The sequence below is a fragment of the Mycobacterium sp. ACS4054 genome, from assembly GCF_001667275.1.
In the GTDB taxonomy this organism is placed as follows: Bacteria; Actinomycetota; Actinomycetes; order Mycobacteriales; family Mycobacteriaceae; genus Mycobacterium.
The window spans coordinates 45944-61373 of sequence record NZ_LZHV01000014.1 but is presented as its reverse complement, the minus strand read 5'-3'; the positions used below and the strand labels follow the sequence as shown (position 1 = coordinate 61373).

Genomic DNA, 15430 nt, shown 5'->3' with positions numbered 1-15430 from the left:
GGGTTTTGACCGCTCAGCTTGCGATCGATCGCTCGAGCGCGGCCAGCGACGCGTCGAGGTAGTCCTCACCGAAGATGGGCATCTGGCCAACGCGGTCCCGGAAGTCCTGCGACGTGCCGCTCCAGTCGTAAGTCAGGGTGACATCCGTGCGGTCGCCATTCGGCGCGAGGTCGTAACGCCAGAACCAGCCGCCGGGGGTGTGGTTGCCCGCGTCGTCCAGGATGCCCGGCATCCAACCGATGGCACGGTCTTTCTCGAAGACGTTGACCAGATTGTGCGTGACGTAGTCGCCGCCGGCCGCAGGGAGGTACATGTTCATCGCGAACGTCTGTCCCGCGCCGGTGATCGGCGCGCCGTCCACCGCGTCGCGGACCCAGTCGGTGGGTTCGGTGTTCTGGTGACGCGACGGGTTGGCGAGGACGGCGAAGATCTCGGCCGGGGTCGCGGCGATGGTGCGGGTGGCGACATAACGTTCGGCGGTGACGCTCATATGTTGTCCTCGGGTCCGTAGGCGGCCGCGATGGCGGGGGAGTCGAGCCACCCTGAGTATGTGGGGCGCGACGGCCAGCCTTCAGGCGAATCGAGCCATTCCTCCTGTCGGCCCCACGGCAGGATGTCGATGAGCCCGAACGAGTGGCCGAGTTGCTCGGTGCCCCGCCCGTTCGTATGCCACGTGCGGTACACGGTGTCGCCGTCGCGCAGGAACACGTTGACCCCGAAGCCGCCGCCGGGCGGTGCGTCCATGTCGGCGCCGAACGGGCTTTGCGACGACGAGTACCAGTTCATGCGGTTGCCGACCTTCTGCTTGTAGGCGAGGGCTTCCTCGATCGGTCCGTTGGTGACGATGACGAAGCGGGCGTCGTAGTTGTCCAGGAACTCCAGGCGGGTGAATTGCGACGTGAAGCCCGTGCAGCCGGGGCACTGCCACTGGGCGCCGTCCGACCACATGTGGTGGTAGACGATGAGCTGCGAACGCCCGTCGAACACGTCGGCGAGGCGGATGGGCCCGTCGGCACCGATGAGGACGTAGTCGGGCAACTCCACCATCGGCAGGCGTCGGCGCTGGGCGGCGATCGCATCGAGTTCGCGGGTGGCGGCCTTCTCGCGCTTGCGCAGGTCGTCGAGCGCGGCGCGCCAGGTTTGGAGATCGACGATCGGCGGCAGGGCCGTCTGTTCGGGGGACATGGCATCCACCTTTCCTCTCGATTTGTCCGTCTGGAAGGTCTGACCCGCGAAGTGCCCGGAATTCATCGGAAGAAGGCAACGGGGAATGCGGTTGCGGCCTTGACCTGCATGTCCGGAATCGGTTTCGATTGATGGATAGCGCGACGGGAGGTCCACAATGAGGACGTTCATTCGGCATCTTGTAGTCATCGTCATGGTGGCGTTCGCCTCGATGGCAGCCGTGACGATCGCAATTCCGGCCGTGAGCAAGGCGGATTGCGCGGAGGGGGAGTGGTGGGATCCGACGGGCAAGGTCTGCCGGCCTCTCGGCGTGGGACCGCAACCGTTGGCATGCGACCCGGGCCAGTGGTGGGACCCGACCGCCAACGTATGCCGGCCTCTCGGCGTGGGACCGCAACCGCTGGCATGCGACAACGGCTGGTGGTGGGATCCGGGCGCCAACGTGTGCCGCCCACCGGCCGGCCAGTAGCCGCCCGTTTTAATTGCCAAGCAGCCCGGTCGAATTGGTCGCCGGCGTGGGTGCCGGCGGCTGAAATGTTGCGCGTGAGCTGAACGCCGGTGGCGGGCGCGCCCGTCGTCGCGTCACATACCAGTGCCCTATTCCGTCTAGCGACTATGCAGACAGTACGAAGCATGGTCGAAAGGGCGGGATGATGAAGCGCTTGAGCACGCCGGCACGGGTCTACCTGGTAACGGTGACAGCGGCGGTGGGTGCGGTCACCACGGGCATTGGGATCTGGTGTCTGGTCGATCCGAATTCCTTCGCCGAGGCAGTCCAATTCGATGCGCACCGGCACTTCCTGCACGACGTGGGTGCGTTTCAGCTGGGTCTGGGCATCACGCTGCTGCTCGCACTGATCTGGGGGGACGCGTTGGCCACTGCGCTCGCCGGATTCGTTGTGGCGAATACCGTGCACACGGTGAACCACGTGGTGGACCTCGACGTGGGTGGTTCCACCGCGCAAGCGTGGGCGCTCGGGGTGGTGTCGGTCGCCCTGGCCCTGGCTTTCGTGCTGCGGTTACGCCAACTCGGCTACATTCTGGGCTCGGTGAGCACGGCAGCCAGCCCGGCGCTGGCGCTATTCGTACGCCAGAAAACCATTGCGCTGACCACCTTTCGCAAGGACGGCACCGCGGGCTCCAGCCCGGTCAGCATCGTGGTCGACGGAGACCGCGCCTACTTCCGCAGCTTCGAACGGGCGATCAAGGTGCGCCGCATTCGCCGGAACCCCAGCGTCGAATTCGCCCCGGCAACGGCATCGGGCAAGCCGACCGGAGGCGCGGTGCCCGGCCGGGTGCGCCTGCTCGAGGGGGCTGAATATCAGCGGGTGGCACGCCTGCTGCGGCAGAAATATCCCTTGCTGCATGGCGTGCTGGTCCCCACGGCACACCGGCTCATGCGGTCCAAGTTTGGCCGCACGATACACGCGGAATTGATTCCGATTCCGGAAACTCGGAGCTGATCACCGCTGCCCACATGTGATTTCGGCGACCGCGCTAATTAGGCCCGCCCGCGGGCTTACGATGTCGCCGTGGCGGATGTCACGGTGGCGATATTTACCTTTACCAGGAACGAAGCGACCGCGGTAACGGAGTTGCTCGCACGCCTTTACGTCGACCTGCCGGTGTTCGGAGCAACGGTGTGGACGCCGGTGAAACACGGCGACGAGGCGTTGGAGGGCCGCCTGTCCGACGGGCGAACCGCCAGGCTGGAGCACCATCCGCTGAGCGCCCAGGGCAATGTCGTCGCGGCGGCCGCGCTCAGCAGATCGACCCGCGAAAACCGCGCCGACTACTACGTCTTCTACGGATGCTGCGGAACGGTCGACTCCCAGCTCGTTGGTCAGGTCTTCCGAGCCGAACGGGTGTCTTACCTGTCATTGGGCGTGGTAGTCGCCTCGCCCGACGGCGAGGTCGTCAAGCTGAAGAACAAGTGGATCGTCCGCACGCATCCCGACGAGCAAGCTCCGCTCGCCGCCATTGAGCTGCGGGCCGGGTCCGCGGGTGCCCCAGGTTCCGTGTCGGGGTTCGACCTTCCCGATGCCCACATTCTCGCCACCGACAAGGTGATCAAGGTCTCGCCGGGGATCGCACCGGTGCCGATGGAGACACTGTCCAGCGGTCCGGTCTACGCGCGGGAGGACTGGACATACGCTCTGGCACTTGCCCTTTACTCCGGAATGACTACCCAGCCTGTACTCATCGACATGGAATCCTTCGGTATCGCGTCGGCAATGCGGGCGCTGGGTTTGTGCGAGCGCGTGGTCGTGCTGCGCGTTGCCACGGATTCGTTGAGCGACAAAGCCAATCAAACCGAGCAGGACCAACTGGATTTCCTCAGAGACGGCTTGGCCGAACTAGCCGCCGCCATCGCGACCATCCTGGGAATGGAGACCGCACCGGAGCGGAAGCCGCGGTCGCTCGAGCAAGAGGTTCGCAGGTTGCGCTCCGGCGTCGTGGCGGCCGGGCCTTCGACGCGTGACGCACGGGAATCCGAAATGGTTCGTGTCGTGTCGGCGGCGGCCCTGGCCTGGGACGGTCAGTTGGACCGGGTCGATCGCTTCTCTCGTCCGCTTCTGCCATCGGGCAGCCGGACCGGGGAGCGCGCCAATCCCGCGATGACCGCACGGCTTTTCTTGGAACAGGTGGCTTCCGACTATCGCCGGGTGGCGTCACTCGAACTTGACCTCCGCGAGGTGGAGGCGCAGCGGAACTCCGACAAGGGCGTGGCCGCCCTGGCGCGGGCCGGCGTCGTAAGCCGCCCGGTGGCGCCGCTGGCTGTCGGGCAGTATCTCGCGTCTCAGGAACGCGCCGCGGACGGGGACCTGGCGAGCGTTTTGAAGCCATGGATGGGGCCCGCCGACAGCGGCGATCGCGAATCGCAATACGCCGCAACGTTCGGCGAGGTCCTCGGCCCCCTGCTTCAAGTCGCGTCGGACAACTCGGGTGACCGCCCGTCGGCTCCGGGAGGTTGGTCTGGCCGGGTGGGGCACACATGGTCCGAGGATTTCCTCATGGCAGGCGCCGAGATTCTCAAAGACCCCAGTCTGCTTGGCATGTCGCAATCCGAAGGAGAGATGCCCGCCCCCTCTCGCGCAGGTTCAAGCGATGCCCCGGACGCCATCAACAAAGTTGTCGCACTCGCGGAGGCTTTCCGCCCGGTGGAGGACGTCAGGGTCAGCACCGCTGGGAACAAACCCAAGATCGACCTCGTCCTGTCGGGAGAGAACCTCGGCCCGGACGAGCTCGACTCGTTCATGCGCGGCCTGCGCGACATCCCGGCCGAGGTAATGATCCTGCCGAAGCAATAACCAAGTCGCCGTTGCCGATTCGCAATGAAGCGCGGGGCAGGACTGGTGCTACCCGGCCGCCACCCCGACGGGTGGTCCAACACTGGCCGAGGGAAGGCAGCCGGTCGCCGTTACGGCCGTGAAAGCGAGGACCGCCGCGACGAGGACCTTCGTGGCTAGACGTGACATGACTTCTCCGTTCATCCGGCCCCCCGTCAGAAATATACGGGGAGGGGGCCATTATTTCAATAGTCATTGAAATGTTGTCGGGTGGCGGGCATAGTCACTGGCGGGCTTATCGATCGCTCGCATGACAGGTACCGTTAGGCGGTTGCCGTGTGTGTCGGCGCGCGAATGCGGTTGCCTGCCTATACGGCACGCGTCCGTGGTGGCGACTGTGAACGAGAAAGGTAGTCACTTGACGTCTAAGGTTCCGCCGGTCAGGGTCGCGCGAGCCGTCGAACAGGCCCGTCACTATCTGGCGCGGCTGCGCCAACGCTCCGCTCCGCCTCCGGCGGTGATGATGGAATTGATCCTGAACGCGTGGGTGGCCCAGGCGATCGCGTCCGCAGCGGACCTCGGCGTGGCGGACGCGCTGGCCGATGGCCCCCTTTCCGGCGAGCAGTTGGCAGGCCGGGTCCACGCCGACGCCGATGCGCTGGGGCGACTCTTGCGGGCGCTGATCGGTGTGGGAGTTTTTAGCCAGCGCAGCGACGGGCGTTATGCGCTTACCCCGCTTGCCGAAACGCTGCGCACCGATGCGCCGGTTTCGATGGCCGGGATGGCCCGCTGGGTCGGGTCACCTCAGCATCGGGAGCATTGGAGCCACCTGACCGACGCGATCCGGACCGGCAATGCGGTGGTCCCCGAGCTTCGCGGCAAACCGGCTTTCGAGTACCTGACCGAAGAGGCCGAACTCGGTGGAATCTTCAACTCCGCCATGACCAATGTGTCCGAGTTCGCGAACGTGCCCCTCACCGCGGCCTACGATTTCAACGCGTTCGACACGATCGTCGATGTCGGGGGCGGCCACGGTCGGCTGTTGGCGGCGATCCTCGAGACGGCCCCGAAGTCGCGCGGCGTGCTGTTCGATCTTCCGGAGGTCGTGGCGGGCGCTCCGGAACTGTTGCGGAAGTACGGTGTGGACGACCGCGTCCGCATTGAAGAGGGCTCGTTCTTCGATTTCGCACCCAAGGGCGGCGACGCGTATGTGCTCAAGAACGTGATCCACGACTGGCCCGAGGACGACGCGGTTCGCATCCTGAAGAACGTCCGCAGCGCGGCCCGCGCCGGCACGCGATTGTTGCTCTGCGAGTTCGTCATTCCCGAGCACGACCGGGACTTCCACGGCAAGTGGGTGGACATCGAGATGTTGGTCGTCGCCGGCGCGCGCGAACGTACCGCGGACGAATATCGCCGACTGTTCGGCAAGGCCGGTTTCCGGTTGAACCGCGTCGTCGAGACCGTGTCGCCGCTCAGCATCCTCGAAGCGACGGCGGTGTAGCGGCGGCCGCTTCGAGATCGGCGTCGTCACCGCGTATTTCGGCGCCGTCTCGGGGGTTGCGATGCCACGTTCAGCCCCAGCTCCTCGGCGGGTGCGGTCAGGAACCGATGCACCGTCGGCCCGATCAGGCCGACCACCTCGTCAACGCCGAGCGACGACAGGGGTGGCACCCGCATGATGTATCGCAGCATCGCGGTGCCGACGAGGTTGGTCGCGGCCAGCATCGCGCGCAGTCGCGCTTCGTCACCACCGCCCAACGCGCCGGACACCGCGGTGAACAAATAGTCGTGCAGGAAACCGCGAAACGCGTCGTTGGCATCGCGATTGGACGTTGCCGACTGCACCATCGAGGCCATGCTCGCGGAGGTATCGGGCTGTTCCCAGAGGCCAAGGTAGGCCCGCACCACGCGGCAGCCCAAATCGTCGTCCGTCTCGGCGATCTCGGCCGTCAGCAGGTCCGAGGGCAGCACCAACTTCATCGACTCGCGAAACAACGCCGCCTTCGAGCCGAAGAGGTAGAGGACCATCGACGGATCGACTCGCGCATCGTCGGCGATCGCTCGCAGCGTCGTCTTGTCATAGCCATGCTTGGCGAACTGCCGCTTTGCCGCGCGGAGAACCGCGTCGCGCGACACGGGTTGACCCTGACGTCTACCGCGCCGCTTGACGAGTTCCCGAGGTGGCGACACGGCCGAAGCATATCATTTCAATAGTCATTGAAAAGGCAGCGCGACGGCTGTACGCTGCCCACCGAGAGTTATTCCATATCTGTTGAAAAACTATTCATGGCCGCGATGTAGCCACCGCCGTCCGCGGAAAGGGCTGACCACATGGACTTTGCGTCGCTACCTCCGGAGGTCAACTCCGGGCTGATGTACGCCGGGCCCGGTTCCGGACCGATGCTGGCCGCCGCGACGGGGTGGGAGGCGCTGGCGGTTCAGCTGGAGTCGACAGCCAGCGGCTACGCAACGGAGCTAGCGGGGCTGACCGGCCAGGCGTGGTCGGGACCCTCGTCGCTACTGATGTCGGCCGCGGCCACTCCGTATGTGGAGTGGTTGTCCGTCGCCGCTGCACAGGCGGCGCAGACGGGCGCCCAGGCATACGCGGCGGCGGCGGCTTACGAGGCCGCGTTTGCGATGACGGTGCCCCCGCCGGTGATCGCCGCCAACCGGGCGCAGTTGCTGGCGCTGATCGCAACCAATTTCTTCGGGCAGAACGCCCCGGCGATCGCCGCGACCGAGGCTCAGTACACGCAGATGTGGATTCAAGATGCGACGGCGATGTATGGCTATGCCGCCGCGTGTCAGACCGCCAGCACATTGGCCCCGTTCGACGAGCCGCCGCGGACCACCAACCCGGCGGGGCAGGGCGCCCAGGCCCAGGCGGCGGCACAGGCCGCCAACGCCACTCAGCAGGTGGCCTCGACCAATGCCACGATGCACACCCTGGGCTCCACCACCGTCGACACCGTCGGGCCCGTCGCCCCGGGCCAGACGGTGACCGTCGCCCCGGGCAGCACCATCACCATTGGGACTGACACGGGGATGTTCGTCAACAGCGGCTCGATCACGATCACGGGTCCCGGCACCAATCTCATCAGCTTCGGCTCGGTCATTGTGAACTCCGGCAGCACAATCCACACAATTATCGATTGTTCCGAGGGCGGCACTCTGATCCCTGCCGGCGCTGACGTCACCGCCGGCTCCAGCCCGCTCATCCTCACCCCTGGTTCTTTCCAGGAGGTACTGGTCACCCTCGTCAACGGATCCGCCACACTGCCCGTTGTCGGCACGGAACAGGTCGCCGTCCAAACCTTCGGGAACGCCGCCGTCGCCATTGCCGGCCCGGCGGGTGCGTCCATCACCAACGTCTTCGGCAGCGTCACCGTCACCGCGGCCACGCCCAGCTCATCCGCCGCGTTGGGGGCCTCGGCGTTGGGGGGACTGACCACACCAGGCCTGGCGGGCACCGCGGGAATTCAGCCTCAGCTCGATGTGGGTGGGCTGTTGGAATGGGCTCGAATCCCTTCGGCAGCAGGCATTTAGCGGTAGGCGGGACACGTGGCGAGCGCTGAGTATCGGGTGGTGTGGCCGTTCCATCCCTCGTCCGCCGTCGGTGCGCCGTCCGCAGGAGTGGGTGAGGCGGTTCCGCTCGGTCCATTGTCGGTGCCGCCGGCCTGGACGACGAGCATCTCGGAGGTCACATCGGCGGCGCCTTTGATCGTCGAGGCCGCCGTTTCGGAGAATTTGCCGGGCCGGACCTTCCAGCGGGCGCTGATGGCAACGATGACCGGACGCGATGCTTCGCACTCATGCATCCCGATACGCAGCCGAGAACAGGCTGGGGTGCGCTAGGGAAGCGGAAGTGTTGTTCCGTAACGACCGCGGATCGTCAGTCGCCACCCGTCTTGGGCTCAGGTGCGATTATCTGGCCGCTTCGAATCAGAGCGTCGGTGGCCTTTTGCCACCTGTCCAGCTGCGCCGGGCCAGTGAAGGGATCGGGGAGGTGCCGGTCCAGATGCGAACGAACGATAAAGATACCCAACACCAACACCATCGGGTTGAGCGCTACCCAATCGGGATCAAGGCCTGGCCGCACCATTCCTTGTTCTGCCAGTTGATCCCAGTGTCCCCGACCAATGTCGACCAGGCCGTCAAAGATTCGCACGCCCATCGGCGTGCAGTCGACCACAGCGCGACACATGTAGTCGATGACAGGCGCATGATTGGTAACCAGGTCGGTCACCCGGTGTGCGACCGCGGAGACCGGGTCCGTCGGGGCCCCAGGCAAGGGGCCCGCCAACGACTGGCCCAGCACCGCCATCACGTACTCGTCCACCGCCGTGATGAGGTTCCCCTTCGTTTTGAAGTGGTGTTGAACCAATCCAATTGACACGCCGGCAGATTCGGCGATCATCCGCAGCGAAGTCGCTTCCGTGCCGTGCACGGCGAAAGTCTTGAGCGCAACGTCGCGAATACGGTCCACGCTGGACTGCTCGCCCCGCGCGGGCGGACCGGCAGACACTACTTCGCGAAACATTGCTCCAACCATAGACACGGGGGCGAAGGCATGCCACAATATGATCGCATTGTTGCACAATAAATACATATTGTATACCTCATACGATGTGTTTCATTGAACCGGGCCGCCCCGGCGGGGAGGGCAGTCCGCCAGTGAACTTCGTCTTTCGGCGCTAGGCACTTCGTACGGCGACATCAGCACAAACTCGACGCAAAAAAACAAGGATCGGAGACCACCTCCATGGCGACCATCGACGCACCCAAAATGACCGACGACATAACGCCCGGTCGACGGGATGCAGGCCCACCGAATCGTGGTGTCAATAAAGCGCTGGCGGCATTGCGATACCTCTTGTTTCTGACCATCGCGCCCGGGTTGAAGGTGGTCAACCTGATGGTCCCGAGGAGATTCTCACTGGTCGAGACGACGCCGTTCATCGATCCCACCCAGTTCGAATGGCACCAGCATGTCATTTCCGAGACGAGCAAGGTCCAGGCCGAACTGAAGGCCCTGCTGTCGGTTCCGGAGACCATTCCGAACCATCAAGAAATCGTCGAGACGATAGCAGCAATATCGAACGACGACAAATGGCTTAGTTATTTCTTCTACATTTACGGCCGGCGATTTGGTAAACAATGCGAAGAATGTCCGGATACCGCGCGTTTGCTGCACGAAATCCCGGGCATGAAAACCGCCTTCTTCTCGATTCTGTCCCCCGGAAAGAAGATTCCTCCGCACCGCGGTCCCTACCAGGGCGTCATGCGCTATCACCTGCCGCTGGTGGTGCCGCAGGATGGCGAATGTGCAATCCGCGTCGGTGACGAGACCGCCTCTTTTGAGGAGGGCGTGGCGCTGATGTTCGATGACACCTACGAACACGAGGTGTGGAACAACACCGAGGAAACCCGCGTCGTGCTGTTCCTCGACATCGTGAGGCCAATGAGGTTTCCGTTCAACATCTTCAACTCGGTGATGATCACGCTTATGGGTTGGTCGCCCATCGTGCGTCGAATGAAGAAGAACCAAGCCGCATTCGATCGAGCGCTTGCAGCTCCTGCCTGATATTCGCGGGAATCGGGCCGTTGTCGGGCATCGTGATTCCACGTGGTGCTGTCGGTCGAGGGATTACTGCAGCGAACCCACCGGGATGACCGGGCTGATGAGCCGGAAGACGAACTCGCCGCGTTCCATGAACCGGCGTTCGAATGTGCCCTTGATCTGCCTGCCGTCCAACTGGCCCGTCAGCACGAGGCGGTCCTTGTCCGGCTGGGTCGCGCGCAGTAAGACTTCGGCCGAATTCGATTCGGGCTTGCGCAACTTGAGCCGATCCCCGTCGACCTCGAGCTGCCAGGTGGTGGTGTAGCCGGCCGGCGCCTGGCTGACAAACTTGACCACGCCGAATTGGGGCACCTTGTTGCGGTCGGCGATCGCCACATTGGTCCACGGTTGCGGGCTCGTTTGATTGAGTGCCGCCTCGCGCCCGTCGACGGTGAAGGACGTTGCGCGCCAAACTCCGTCGAGCGTCGAGGTGGGGGTGTTGTACACGCTGAACAACATGGCGTCCCACATCGCGCTGGACACCAGCAACGAGCCGGCGATACCGAACTTGGCGACCACGCCGGTTCGTCGCAGCCAGCGTTTACCCGCACCAAGCGGCAGCCAGTGCTGAACGGGGCGAGTCTCCCCGCGATTGAGCAGGACGCGGGCCAGGTTCGACCAGTATGGCGACGCGATACCGATTGCTATCAAGAACAATTCGCCGACGGCCAGCTTGACCGGCACGTCGTAGGTCACGTTGAGCAGTAACACCTGCGCCATGGCCGTCGCCGCCCCGAGCGCACCGAGCAGCTGCGTGCGGTTCCACAGCAGTAGCAGTCCCGACACCAGCTCAACCAGCCCGGTAGCCACCGAGTACGCCGGGGAGTCGCCCATGAAGCCCCACAACGTCTCGAACAGGCTGGTGTCGCCCGTCAGCTGCAGCTGGTGATGGGGAAGCGTCATGAACCCCATCTGGACGGGAATCACCTTGCCCAGGCCGTAGATGATCAACACCACGGCCAACCCGAACCGCGCGAACACGATCAACGACGCGGCCAGGCGTCGGTAGTCGGAACGCCCCCGATCCATGACTGTCCACGCCGCGGTGACCAGCACGGCCAGCACCAGCCAACCGAGATGCAAACACCACAACCACAACACGTCCGAGCCGGCCGACTTGGCGATCTCGACACCACGACCTCTCGTCAAGTAGCTGCCGACCTGCGCGAGTAGCCAGACCATCGGTTCGAGCGGGTGCCGGCCGACGCTGTCTTTCACGACGCTTCCGCCAACAACGCCGAAGAGCATCCCCACACCAATGGTGAAAAGCAGCCGGAAACCTATTTTCTTCAGCGACGTCCACGGCGGAGCGACTTCAAGGGGATCAGACGTTCCAGCGGCCGGAACCGGCGATTGCGCCGTGGTAGTCACGGCAGCAATTTTAGGGTGATCACCTCCGAATCCGTTGACAAACGGGCGATTTGGGTACCGGCGTCTGCCTGCTCACAGCGAGGTGTCTCGCGGCGGCGGATTGAGAACTTCGTGACGCTCTGGTGAGCAAAGGCGCGGCACATTACCCGCCACGTCACCGCGGAGGCGGCCTCGCCCGCTGACTCCGCGTGTCACGCGTTCGTTTCTACGAGAGGTTCGGTTTGACGAACAGAAATCGTCTAACTTATTCGCGTCAAAATTTCTTCGTCGGGCTGGAGCGTCCCGTACGCTGCGAAAATGGAGCCGGTCCCAAACGACGACGCGGAAGTCAAGTTGTCGGCCGGGGCCCTGACCGGCCATCTGCGCATGTGCGATGAAGTTCGCCTCGGCCGAAGTGACTGCGGCTTCAGTTAAAGCCCACCGACACGATTCCACAGGTTAGGGGGTCCGACCGTGTTGATCTCGGTGCTGGGCCTGTCGCTACTGGTGGCGGTGCACCCCTTGCGCCTCGGTGTCACCCTGCTCGTGATCTCCAGGCCACGGCCCGTGCACAACCTGCTCACCTACTGGGCCGGCAGCCTGATGGTGGGCTTTCCCATCCTGCTGCTTCCGTTGCTGGTGCTGCACGGCACGCCGGTTCTGAGAGCTCTGGTGAAAGATTCGGCCAACCCGGGCGTGCACTCCGGCGCCCAGCACCTTCAAATCGGTTTGGGTGTGCTCTCCCTATCGGTCGCCGCGATCATGGCCGTGCGCTTTGCGACGCGTCAGCGCGCATACCTGCCTGCGGGGGGCGGAAACGCCTCGTCGGTGCTGCTGGAATCGCATACACCGACCGCAGTCTCGCGACTGCTGGGGCTCGGGCAAGGGACACCGACGGAGAATGAATCTGCGACCCGACGGCTACTCGTTCGCGCCCACCGAGGGTGGGAAACCGGGGCGTTGTGGGTTGCGCTGGCGCTCGGTGTCTTCATGGGGCCGTCACCCGACGTGGTTCTCACCGTGCTCGCGGTCGTCGTTCCCTCGGGTGCTCCGCTCGGATCGCAGGTTTGCGCCGCCTTCGCGTTCCTGGTCGGAATGCTTGCGGTTGTCGAGGTCATCCTGCTGGGCTATCTGATCACGCCGGCGAGAACCGAATCGGTACTGAGAACGCTGCACGCCTGGGCCAGTGCTCAACATCGGAGGCTGCTGGTCGCCACCTTCGCGGCGATTGGGGGTTTGCTGGTGGCGATGGGTATGGGCGCCGCCTGACGACTCCTGAAAGTCGGCGATCGGCAATGAGATTCGCGTTGGCGAGCTACGGCACTCGGGGCGACATCGACCCTTCTGTTGGCGTTGGCTGCGAACTGCAACGCAGAGGCTAGTGCCAGACACGCGCTCCAGGGTTCGACGTCGTCACACGGGCCACCACACTGGTTATCCGTGCCGGCCACGGCCCCCGACGCCGGACAAGCGCCGGAAGGCAGCTGCAGCCTCCGTCAAGCGTGGGGGCAGAAAATGCCCAGTATCTGTTGGCAGTTGTCCTTGTTGATGAGCGCTGGCGGCGCCGGGGGCGGGGGAGGCGGCGGGTTGTCACCGTCCCAAATGTTCTGGGCGACATTGCCCTGCCCGAAGTACACGTAGTAGTAGGTGTGGCAGATGTTGTTGTCCCAAATGACCGGATTGGTGACATGGTTACCGGTCGGGGGCAGTGGCTCTCCCGGGCACCAGCGGTGCGGGCCGCCATCGGCGTTGGCGGTTCCCGCGGCGAGCCCGAGACCCGCGACGCCCAAACCGCCGGCAACCAAGGTGGTGGTCGCCAACCGCACGATTCGTCGCATCATGATCGTCCAATTCTGTCGGGTGGCGGCCCAACGCGGGCCGCTTTCGACTCGAAGTGGACAACGCGCTCGCCACTACCGATCCCAACTTGGGGCAGTAGCCGTCGCCTGACATTGCCGGTCAGGACGCGATGAACGCGAGCAGATCCGGGTTGAGGACATCCGCGTGCGTGGTCGGCATGCCGTGCGGGTAGCCGGCATAGGTCTTCAACGCACCGTTCTGGAGGACGTCGACCGCTCGGGGCACCGCGCTGGTGAACGGAACGATCTGATCGTCGTCGCCGTGCATCACCAGGACGGGAACGGTGATCGTCCGCAAATCCTCGGTGTAGTCCTCGAGCCACGACGCCACCGTCTCGTAGTGAGCGTGGGCGCTGCCGGACATGCCCTGCCGCCACCAGTTCGCGATGACCGCCTCGGACGGCTCCACCCCCGGTCGGTTGAACCCGTAGAACGGGCCCTCGGGCACCGCGCGATAGAACTCCGATCGATTTCCCACGACACCCGCCCGCACCGCGTCGAACCATTCCTGGGGTTGCCCGCCCGGATTGCTCTCCGTCTGCGCCATGCTCGGTGTTGGGGAGGACACCAGTATCGCCTTGGCCACGCGCTCCTGGTGGCGCGCCACGTAGCGGGCCACCTCGGCGCCGCCGGTGGAGTGCCCGATATGGACGGCCTCGCTCAGGTCGAGCTGTTCGGTCAACGCGGCCAGGTCGGCCACCCAGTGGTCGATGTCATTGCCGGTCCCGGTCTGCTCGGATCGGCCATGCCCGCGCCGGTCGTGAGCGATCACACGATAGCCCTTGTGCAGAAAGAACATCATCTGCGCGTCCCAGTCGTCGGCCGTCAGGGGCCAGCCATGACTGAAAACGATCGGCTGGCCGGAGCCCCAGTCCTTGAAGAAGATCTCGACACCGTCCGACGTGGTGATGGTAGGCATGGTCGTCCTCTCGCGGTCGCGGGTACACCCCGCGCTCGAGTAGAAGTCAACCGCATGTCACGAGTTTTTTCTTGCGGGCTTGCAACAAGTTGATGCCGGCCAGCTACCGGGTGTCTTGCGTTGCGCCAAGGACGATCTGGGCTCCGTCGCCGGTGCTGGGTACGTCGCCAAGCATGCGCTGAACGTGACGTCGAGCACGCCACGACGCGGCTAGTTCGGTTCTAGAGGGGACAGACCTGTTTGATCCAGCCTTCGATGGCGCCGTTGTACTTGTCGTATTGGGGGTCGTCGAACTGCGCGCCGCGCGTGCCGACAAAATGCTCTACCGCCTCCTTGACCGACCCGGGCAGGTCATATTTTTCGAAGGTGTCGCCGGCCTTGCGGGCAGCGTCGGCGTTGGTCGCCGTCGCTAGGTCGAGGTTTGCCTGCGTGATTTCGACGCAGGCGCTCGGGTCTAGCCGGTCGGCGGCTGCGGCCGCCTGGGACGAGCCGGCTTGCGGCGATGGGGCCGCCGCGGAGGAACTCGGCTTGGAAGCGGGGGGTTGTACAACGGTCGACTTCGTCGTCGAGCATCCCGCCACGGTCACGGCGGCCGTCGTGATCGCCACCGCCATCCATCGATACATACGGACCTCCCAGGTATTGCTCACGCCGTGGCGAGCGCGCCCGATCGGCGCTGAGCCAAGCTAGCAACGTGGGGTTGGAATCCGATTGGAATTTCGACTGGACGATCGGCGAGTCAGGTCAACAGTGAAGCCAGCGCAAGCACTACACCGACCGCACCGCCGGCGATGAGCGCATACCCGATACGCGATGTATGCGTGTGCAGGTAGGCGACGTGCGGCGCGCTGGGATCGTAATGGACGTCGACTTCGTCGGGCACCGCCGCGAGTGCCTGTTCGGCCTGGCTGCGCTTAAGCCCTTGGGTGGCATAACCCCACCGGTCCGAGGTGTACGCGACGCCGTCGACCACATACGTGTACGTCACTGTTGGCTGGTACCCGCCGCCTTTCCCCCAGCGGCCCTCGCGGCCGGAAAGAACGGGCACCGCGGTCACTTCCCGGCGTACCACCGTGCCGCGGGTCGTCGCGAAGGAGGACATGCGTCGGGCAGTGCGCACGTATGCCCACCCTGCCGCGATGGCCGCGCACGAGATGATCAACGCAAGAATCTTGACGGCCACGGGAAAACCTTGAGCCCGGCC

General features: G+C 64.7%; 17 protein-coding genes and 1 pseudogene. 9 read left to right on the top strand and 9 right to left on the bottom strand.

The features are described from left to right. Positions 1-13: 13 nt before the first annotated feature. Both A5730_RS02075 and A5730_RS02070 read right to left on the bottom strand, forming a co-directional pair. Positions 14-490, bottom strand: coding sequence for an ATPase (locus A5730_RS02075; RefSeq protein WP_067894948.1), 477 nt, complete (start codon positions 488-490; stop codon positions 14-16). After that, positions 487-1185, bottom strand: a complete 699-nt coding sequence (locus tag A5730_RS02070; protein ID WP_067894945.1) for a DUF899 family protein — start codon at positions 1183-1185, stop codon at positions 487-489. The genes A5730_RS02075 and A5730_RS02070 overlap by 4 nt, the downstream gene beginning before the upstream one ends. Before the next feature lie 157 nt (positions 1186-1342). Here A5730_RS02070 and A5730_RS02065 point away from each other — a divergent pair, with 157 nt between their 5' ends. The 4 genes from A5730_RS02065 (at position 1343) to A5730_RS02050 (ending at position 5979) form a co-directional block, all read left to right on the top strand. After that, positions 1343-1654 carry a hypothetical protein gene (locus tag A5730_RS02065; protein ID WP_067818350.1) on the top strand — a complete coding sequence of 104 codons (312 nt, stop codon included), beginning with the start codon at positions 1343-1345 and terminating at the stop codon, positions 1652-1654. Positions 1655-1835: 181 nt separating this feature from the next. Continuing rightward, on the top strand, positions 1836-2648 hold the full coding sequence (locus tag A5730_RS02060; RefSeq protein ID WP_067894942.1) for a PPOX class F420-dependent oxidoreductase: 813 nt from the start codon (positions 1836-1838) through the stop codon (positions 2646-2648). A gap of 69 nt (positions 2649-2717) precedes the next feature. After that, a complete protein-coding gene (locus tag A5730_RS02055) occupies positions 2718-4496 on the top strand; it encodes a hypothetical protein (RefSeq protein ID WP_067894939.1) in 1779 nt (592 codons plus the stop codon). A 397-nt stretch (positions 4497-4893) separates the two neighbouring features. After that, positions 4894-5979 carry a methyltransferase gene (locus A5730_RS02050; protein ID WP_067894936.1) on the top strand — a complete coding sequence of 362 codons (1086 nt, stop codon included), beginning with the start codon at positions 4894-4896 and terminating at the stop codon, positions 5977-5979. A 26-nt stretch (positions 5980-6005) separates the two neighbouring features. Here A5730_RS02050 and A5730_RS02045 read toward each other — a convergent pair whose 3' ends face one another. Continuing rightward, positions 6006-6668: a TetR family transcriptional regulator gene (locus A5730_RS02045; protein WP_067894933.1), complete on the bottom strand. Its 663-nt coding sequence runs from the start codon at positions 6666-6668 to the stop codon at positions 6006-6008. A gap of 141 nt (positions 6669-6809) precedes the next feature. Between A5730_RS02045 and A5730_RS25325 the strand changes: the two genes are divergently transcribed. Together A5730_RS25325 and A5730_RS25365 are read left to right on the top strand one after the other, a co-directional pair. Continuing rightward, positions 6810-8024, top strand: coding sequence for a PPE family protein (locus A5730_RS25325; RefSeq protein WP_067894930.1), 1215 nt, complete (start codon positions 6810-6812; stop codon positions 8022-8024). A 15-nt stretch (positions 8025-8039) separates the two neighbouring features. Beyond that, on the top strand, positions 8040-8333 hold the full coding sequence (locus A5730_RS25365) for a hypothetical protein (protein ID WP_082946680.1): 294 nt from the start codon (positions 8040-8042) through the stop codon (positions 8331-8333). 37 nt (positions 8334-8370) lie between these two features. Here the strand turns inward: A5730_RS25365 and A5730_RS02030 are convergent, their stop codons facing one another. Beyond that, positions 8371-9018, bottom strand: coding sequence for a TetR/AcrR family transcriptional regulator (locus tag A5730_RS02030; protein ID WP_067894924.1), 648 nt, complete (start codon positions 9016-9018; stop codon positions 8371-8373). Between the two features lie 222 nt (positions 9019-9240). Between A5730_RS02030 and A5730_RS02025 the strand changes: the two genes are divergently transcribed. Beyond that, a complete protein-coding gene (locus tag A5730_RS02025; protein ID WP_082946678.1) occupies positions 9241-10062 on the top strand; it encodes an aspartyl/asparaginyl beta-hydroxylase domain-containing protein in 822 nt (273 codons plus the stop codon). 63 nt (positions 10063-10125) lie between these two features. On the opposite strand, the gene A5730_RS02020 is transcribed toward A5730_RS02025, so the two are convergent. Then, positions 10126-11478, bottom strand: a complete 1353-nt coding sequence (locus tag A5730_RS02020; RefSeq protein ID WP_369829847.1) for a hypothetical protein — start codon at positions 11476-11478, stop codon at positions 10126-10128. A 444-nt stretch (positions 11479-11922) separates the two neighbouring features. On the opposite strand from A5730_RS02020, the gene A5730_RS02015 reads away from it, so the two are divergent. Continuing rightward, the gene (locus tag A5730_RS02015) at positions 11923-12717 is read left to right on the top strand and encodes a GAP family protein (protein WP_197506109.1); all 795 of its coding nucleotides are present in this window, start codon (positions 11923-11925) and stop codon (positions 12715-12717) included. 26 nt (positions 12718-12743) lie between these two features. Then, positions 12744-12827: pseudogene (locus A5730_RS25360) on the top strand (hypothetical protein); the annotation flags it as partial. 117 nt (positions 12828-12944) lie between these two features. Here A5730_RS25360 and A5730_RS02010 read toward each other — a convergent pair. The 4 genes from A5730_RS02010 to A5730_RS01995 form a co-directional block, all read right to left on the bottom strand. Then, a complete protein-coding gene (locus A5730_RS02010) occupies positions 12945-13289 on the bottom strand; it encodes a hypothetical protein (RefSeq protein ID WP_067894918.1) in 345 nt (114 codons plus the stop codon). Positions 13290-13407: 118 nt separating this feature from the next. After that, positions 13408-14226 carry an alpha/beta fold hydrolase gene (locus A5730_RS02005; RefSeq protein ID WP_067894915.1) on the bottom strand — a complete coding sequence of 273 codons (819 nt, stop codon included), beginning with the start codon at positions 14224-14226 and terminating at the stop codon, positions 13408-13410. A gap of 221 nt (positions 14227-14447) precedes the next feature. Continuing rightward, positions 14448-14840, bottom strand: coding sequence for a hypothetical protein (locus A5730_RS02000; protein ID WP_067894912.1), 393 nt, complete (start codon positions 14838-14840; stop codon positions 14448-14450). Positions 14841-14965: 125 nt separating this feature from the next. Beyond that, entirely contained in the window at positions 14966-15409 is a 444-nt protein-coding gene (locus tag A5730_RS01995) for a DUF3592 domain-containing protein (RefSeq protein ID WP_067894909.1), read from the bottom strand. Positions 15410-15430: the final 21 nt, after the last annotated feature.

What these genes read in the sequence shown, in the direction of transcription:
- A5730_RS02060 (WP_067894942.1), top strand. Translation starts at nt 1,836, where the DNA reads ATGATGAAGCGCTTGAGCACGCCGGCACGGGTCTACCTGGTAACGGTG.
- A5730_RS02070 (WP_067894945.1), bottom strand. Translation starts at nt 1,185, where the DNA reads ATGTCCCCCGAACAGACGGCCCTGCCGCCGATCGTCGATCTCCAAACC.
- A5730_RS02005 (WP_067894915.1), bottom strand. Translation starts at nt 14,226, where the DNA reads ATGCCTACCATCACCACGTCGGACGGTGTCGAGATCTTCTTCAAGGAC.
- A5730_RS02000 (WP_067894912.1), bottom strand. Translation starts at nt 14,840, where the DNA reads ATGGCGGTGGCGATCACGACGGCCGCCGTGACCGTGGCGGGATGCTCG.
- A5730_RS02030 (WP_067894924.1), bottom strand. Translation starts at nt 9,018, where the DNA reads ATGTTTCGCGAAGTAGTGTCTGCCGGTCCGCCCGCGCGGGGCGAGCAG.
- A5730_RS02010 (WP_067894918.1), bottom strand. Translation starts at nt 13,289, where the DNA reads ATGATGCGACGAATCGTGCGGTTGGCGACCACCACCTTGGTTGCCGGC.
- A5730_RS02025 (WP_082946678.1), top strand. Translation starts at nt 9,241, where the DNA reads ATGGCGACCATCGACGCACCCAAAATGACCGACGACATAACGCCCGGT.
- A5730_RS25325 (WP_067894930.1), top strand. Translation starts at nt 6,810, where the DNA reads ATGGACTTTGCGTCGCTACCTCCGGAGGTCAACTCCGGGCTGATGTAC.
- A5730_RS02075 (WP_067894948.1), bottom strand. Translation starts at nt 490, where the DNA reads ATGAGCGTCACCGCCGAACGTTATGTCGCCACCCGCACCATCGCCGCG.
- A5730_RS02065 (WP_067818350.1), top strand. Translation starts at nt 1,343, where the DNA reads ATGAGGACGTTCATTCGGCATCTTGTAGTCATCGTCATGGTGGCGTTC.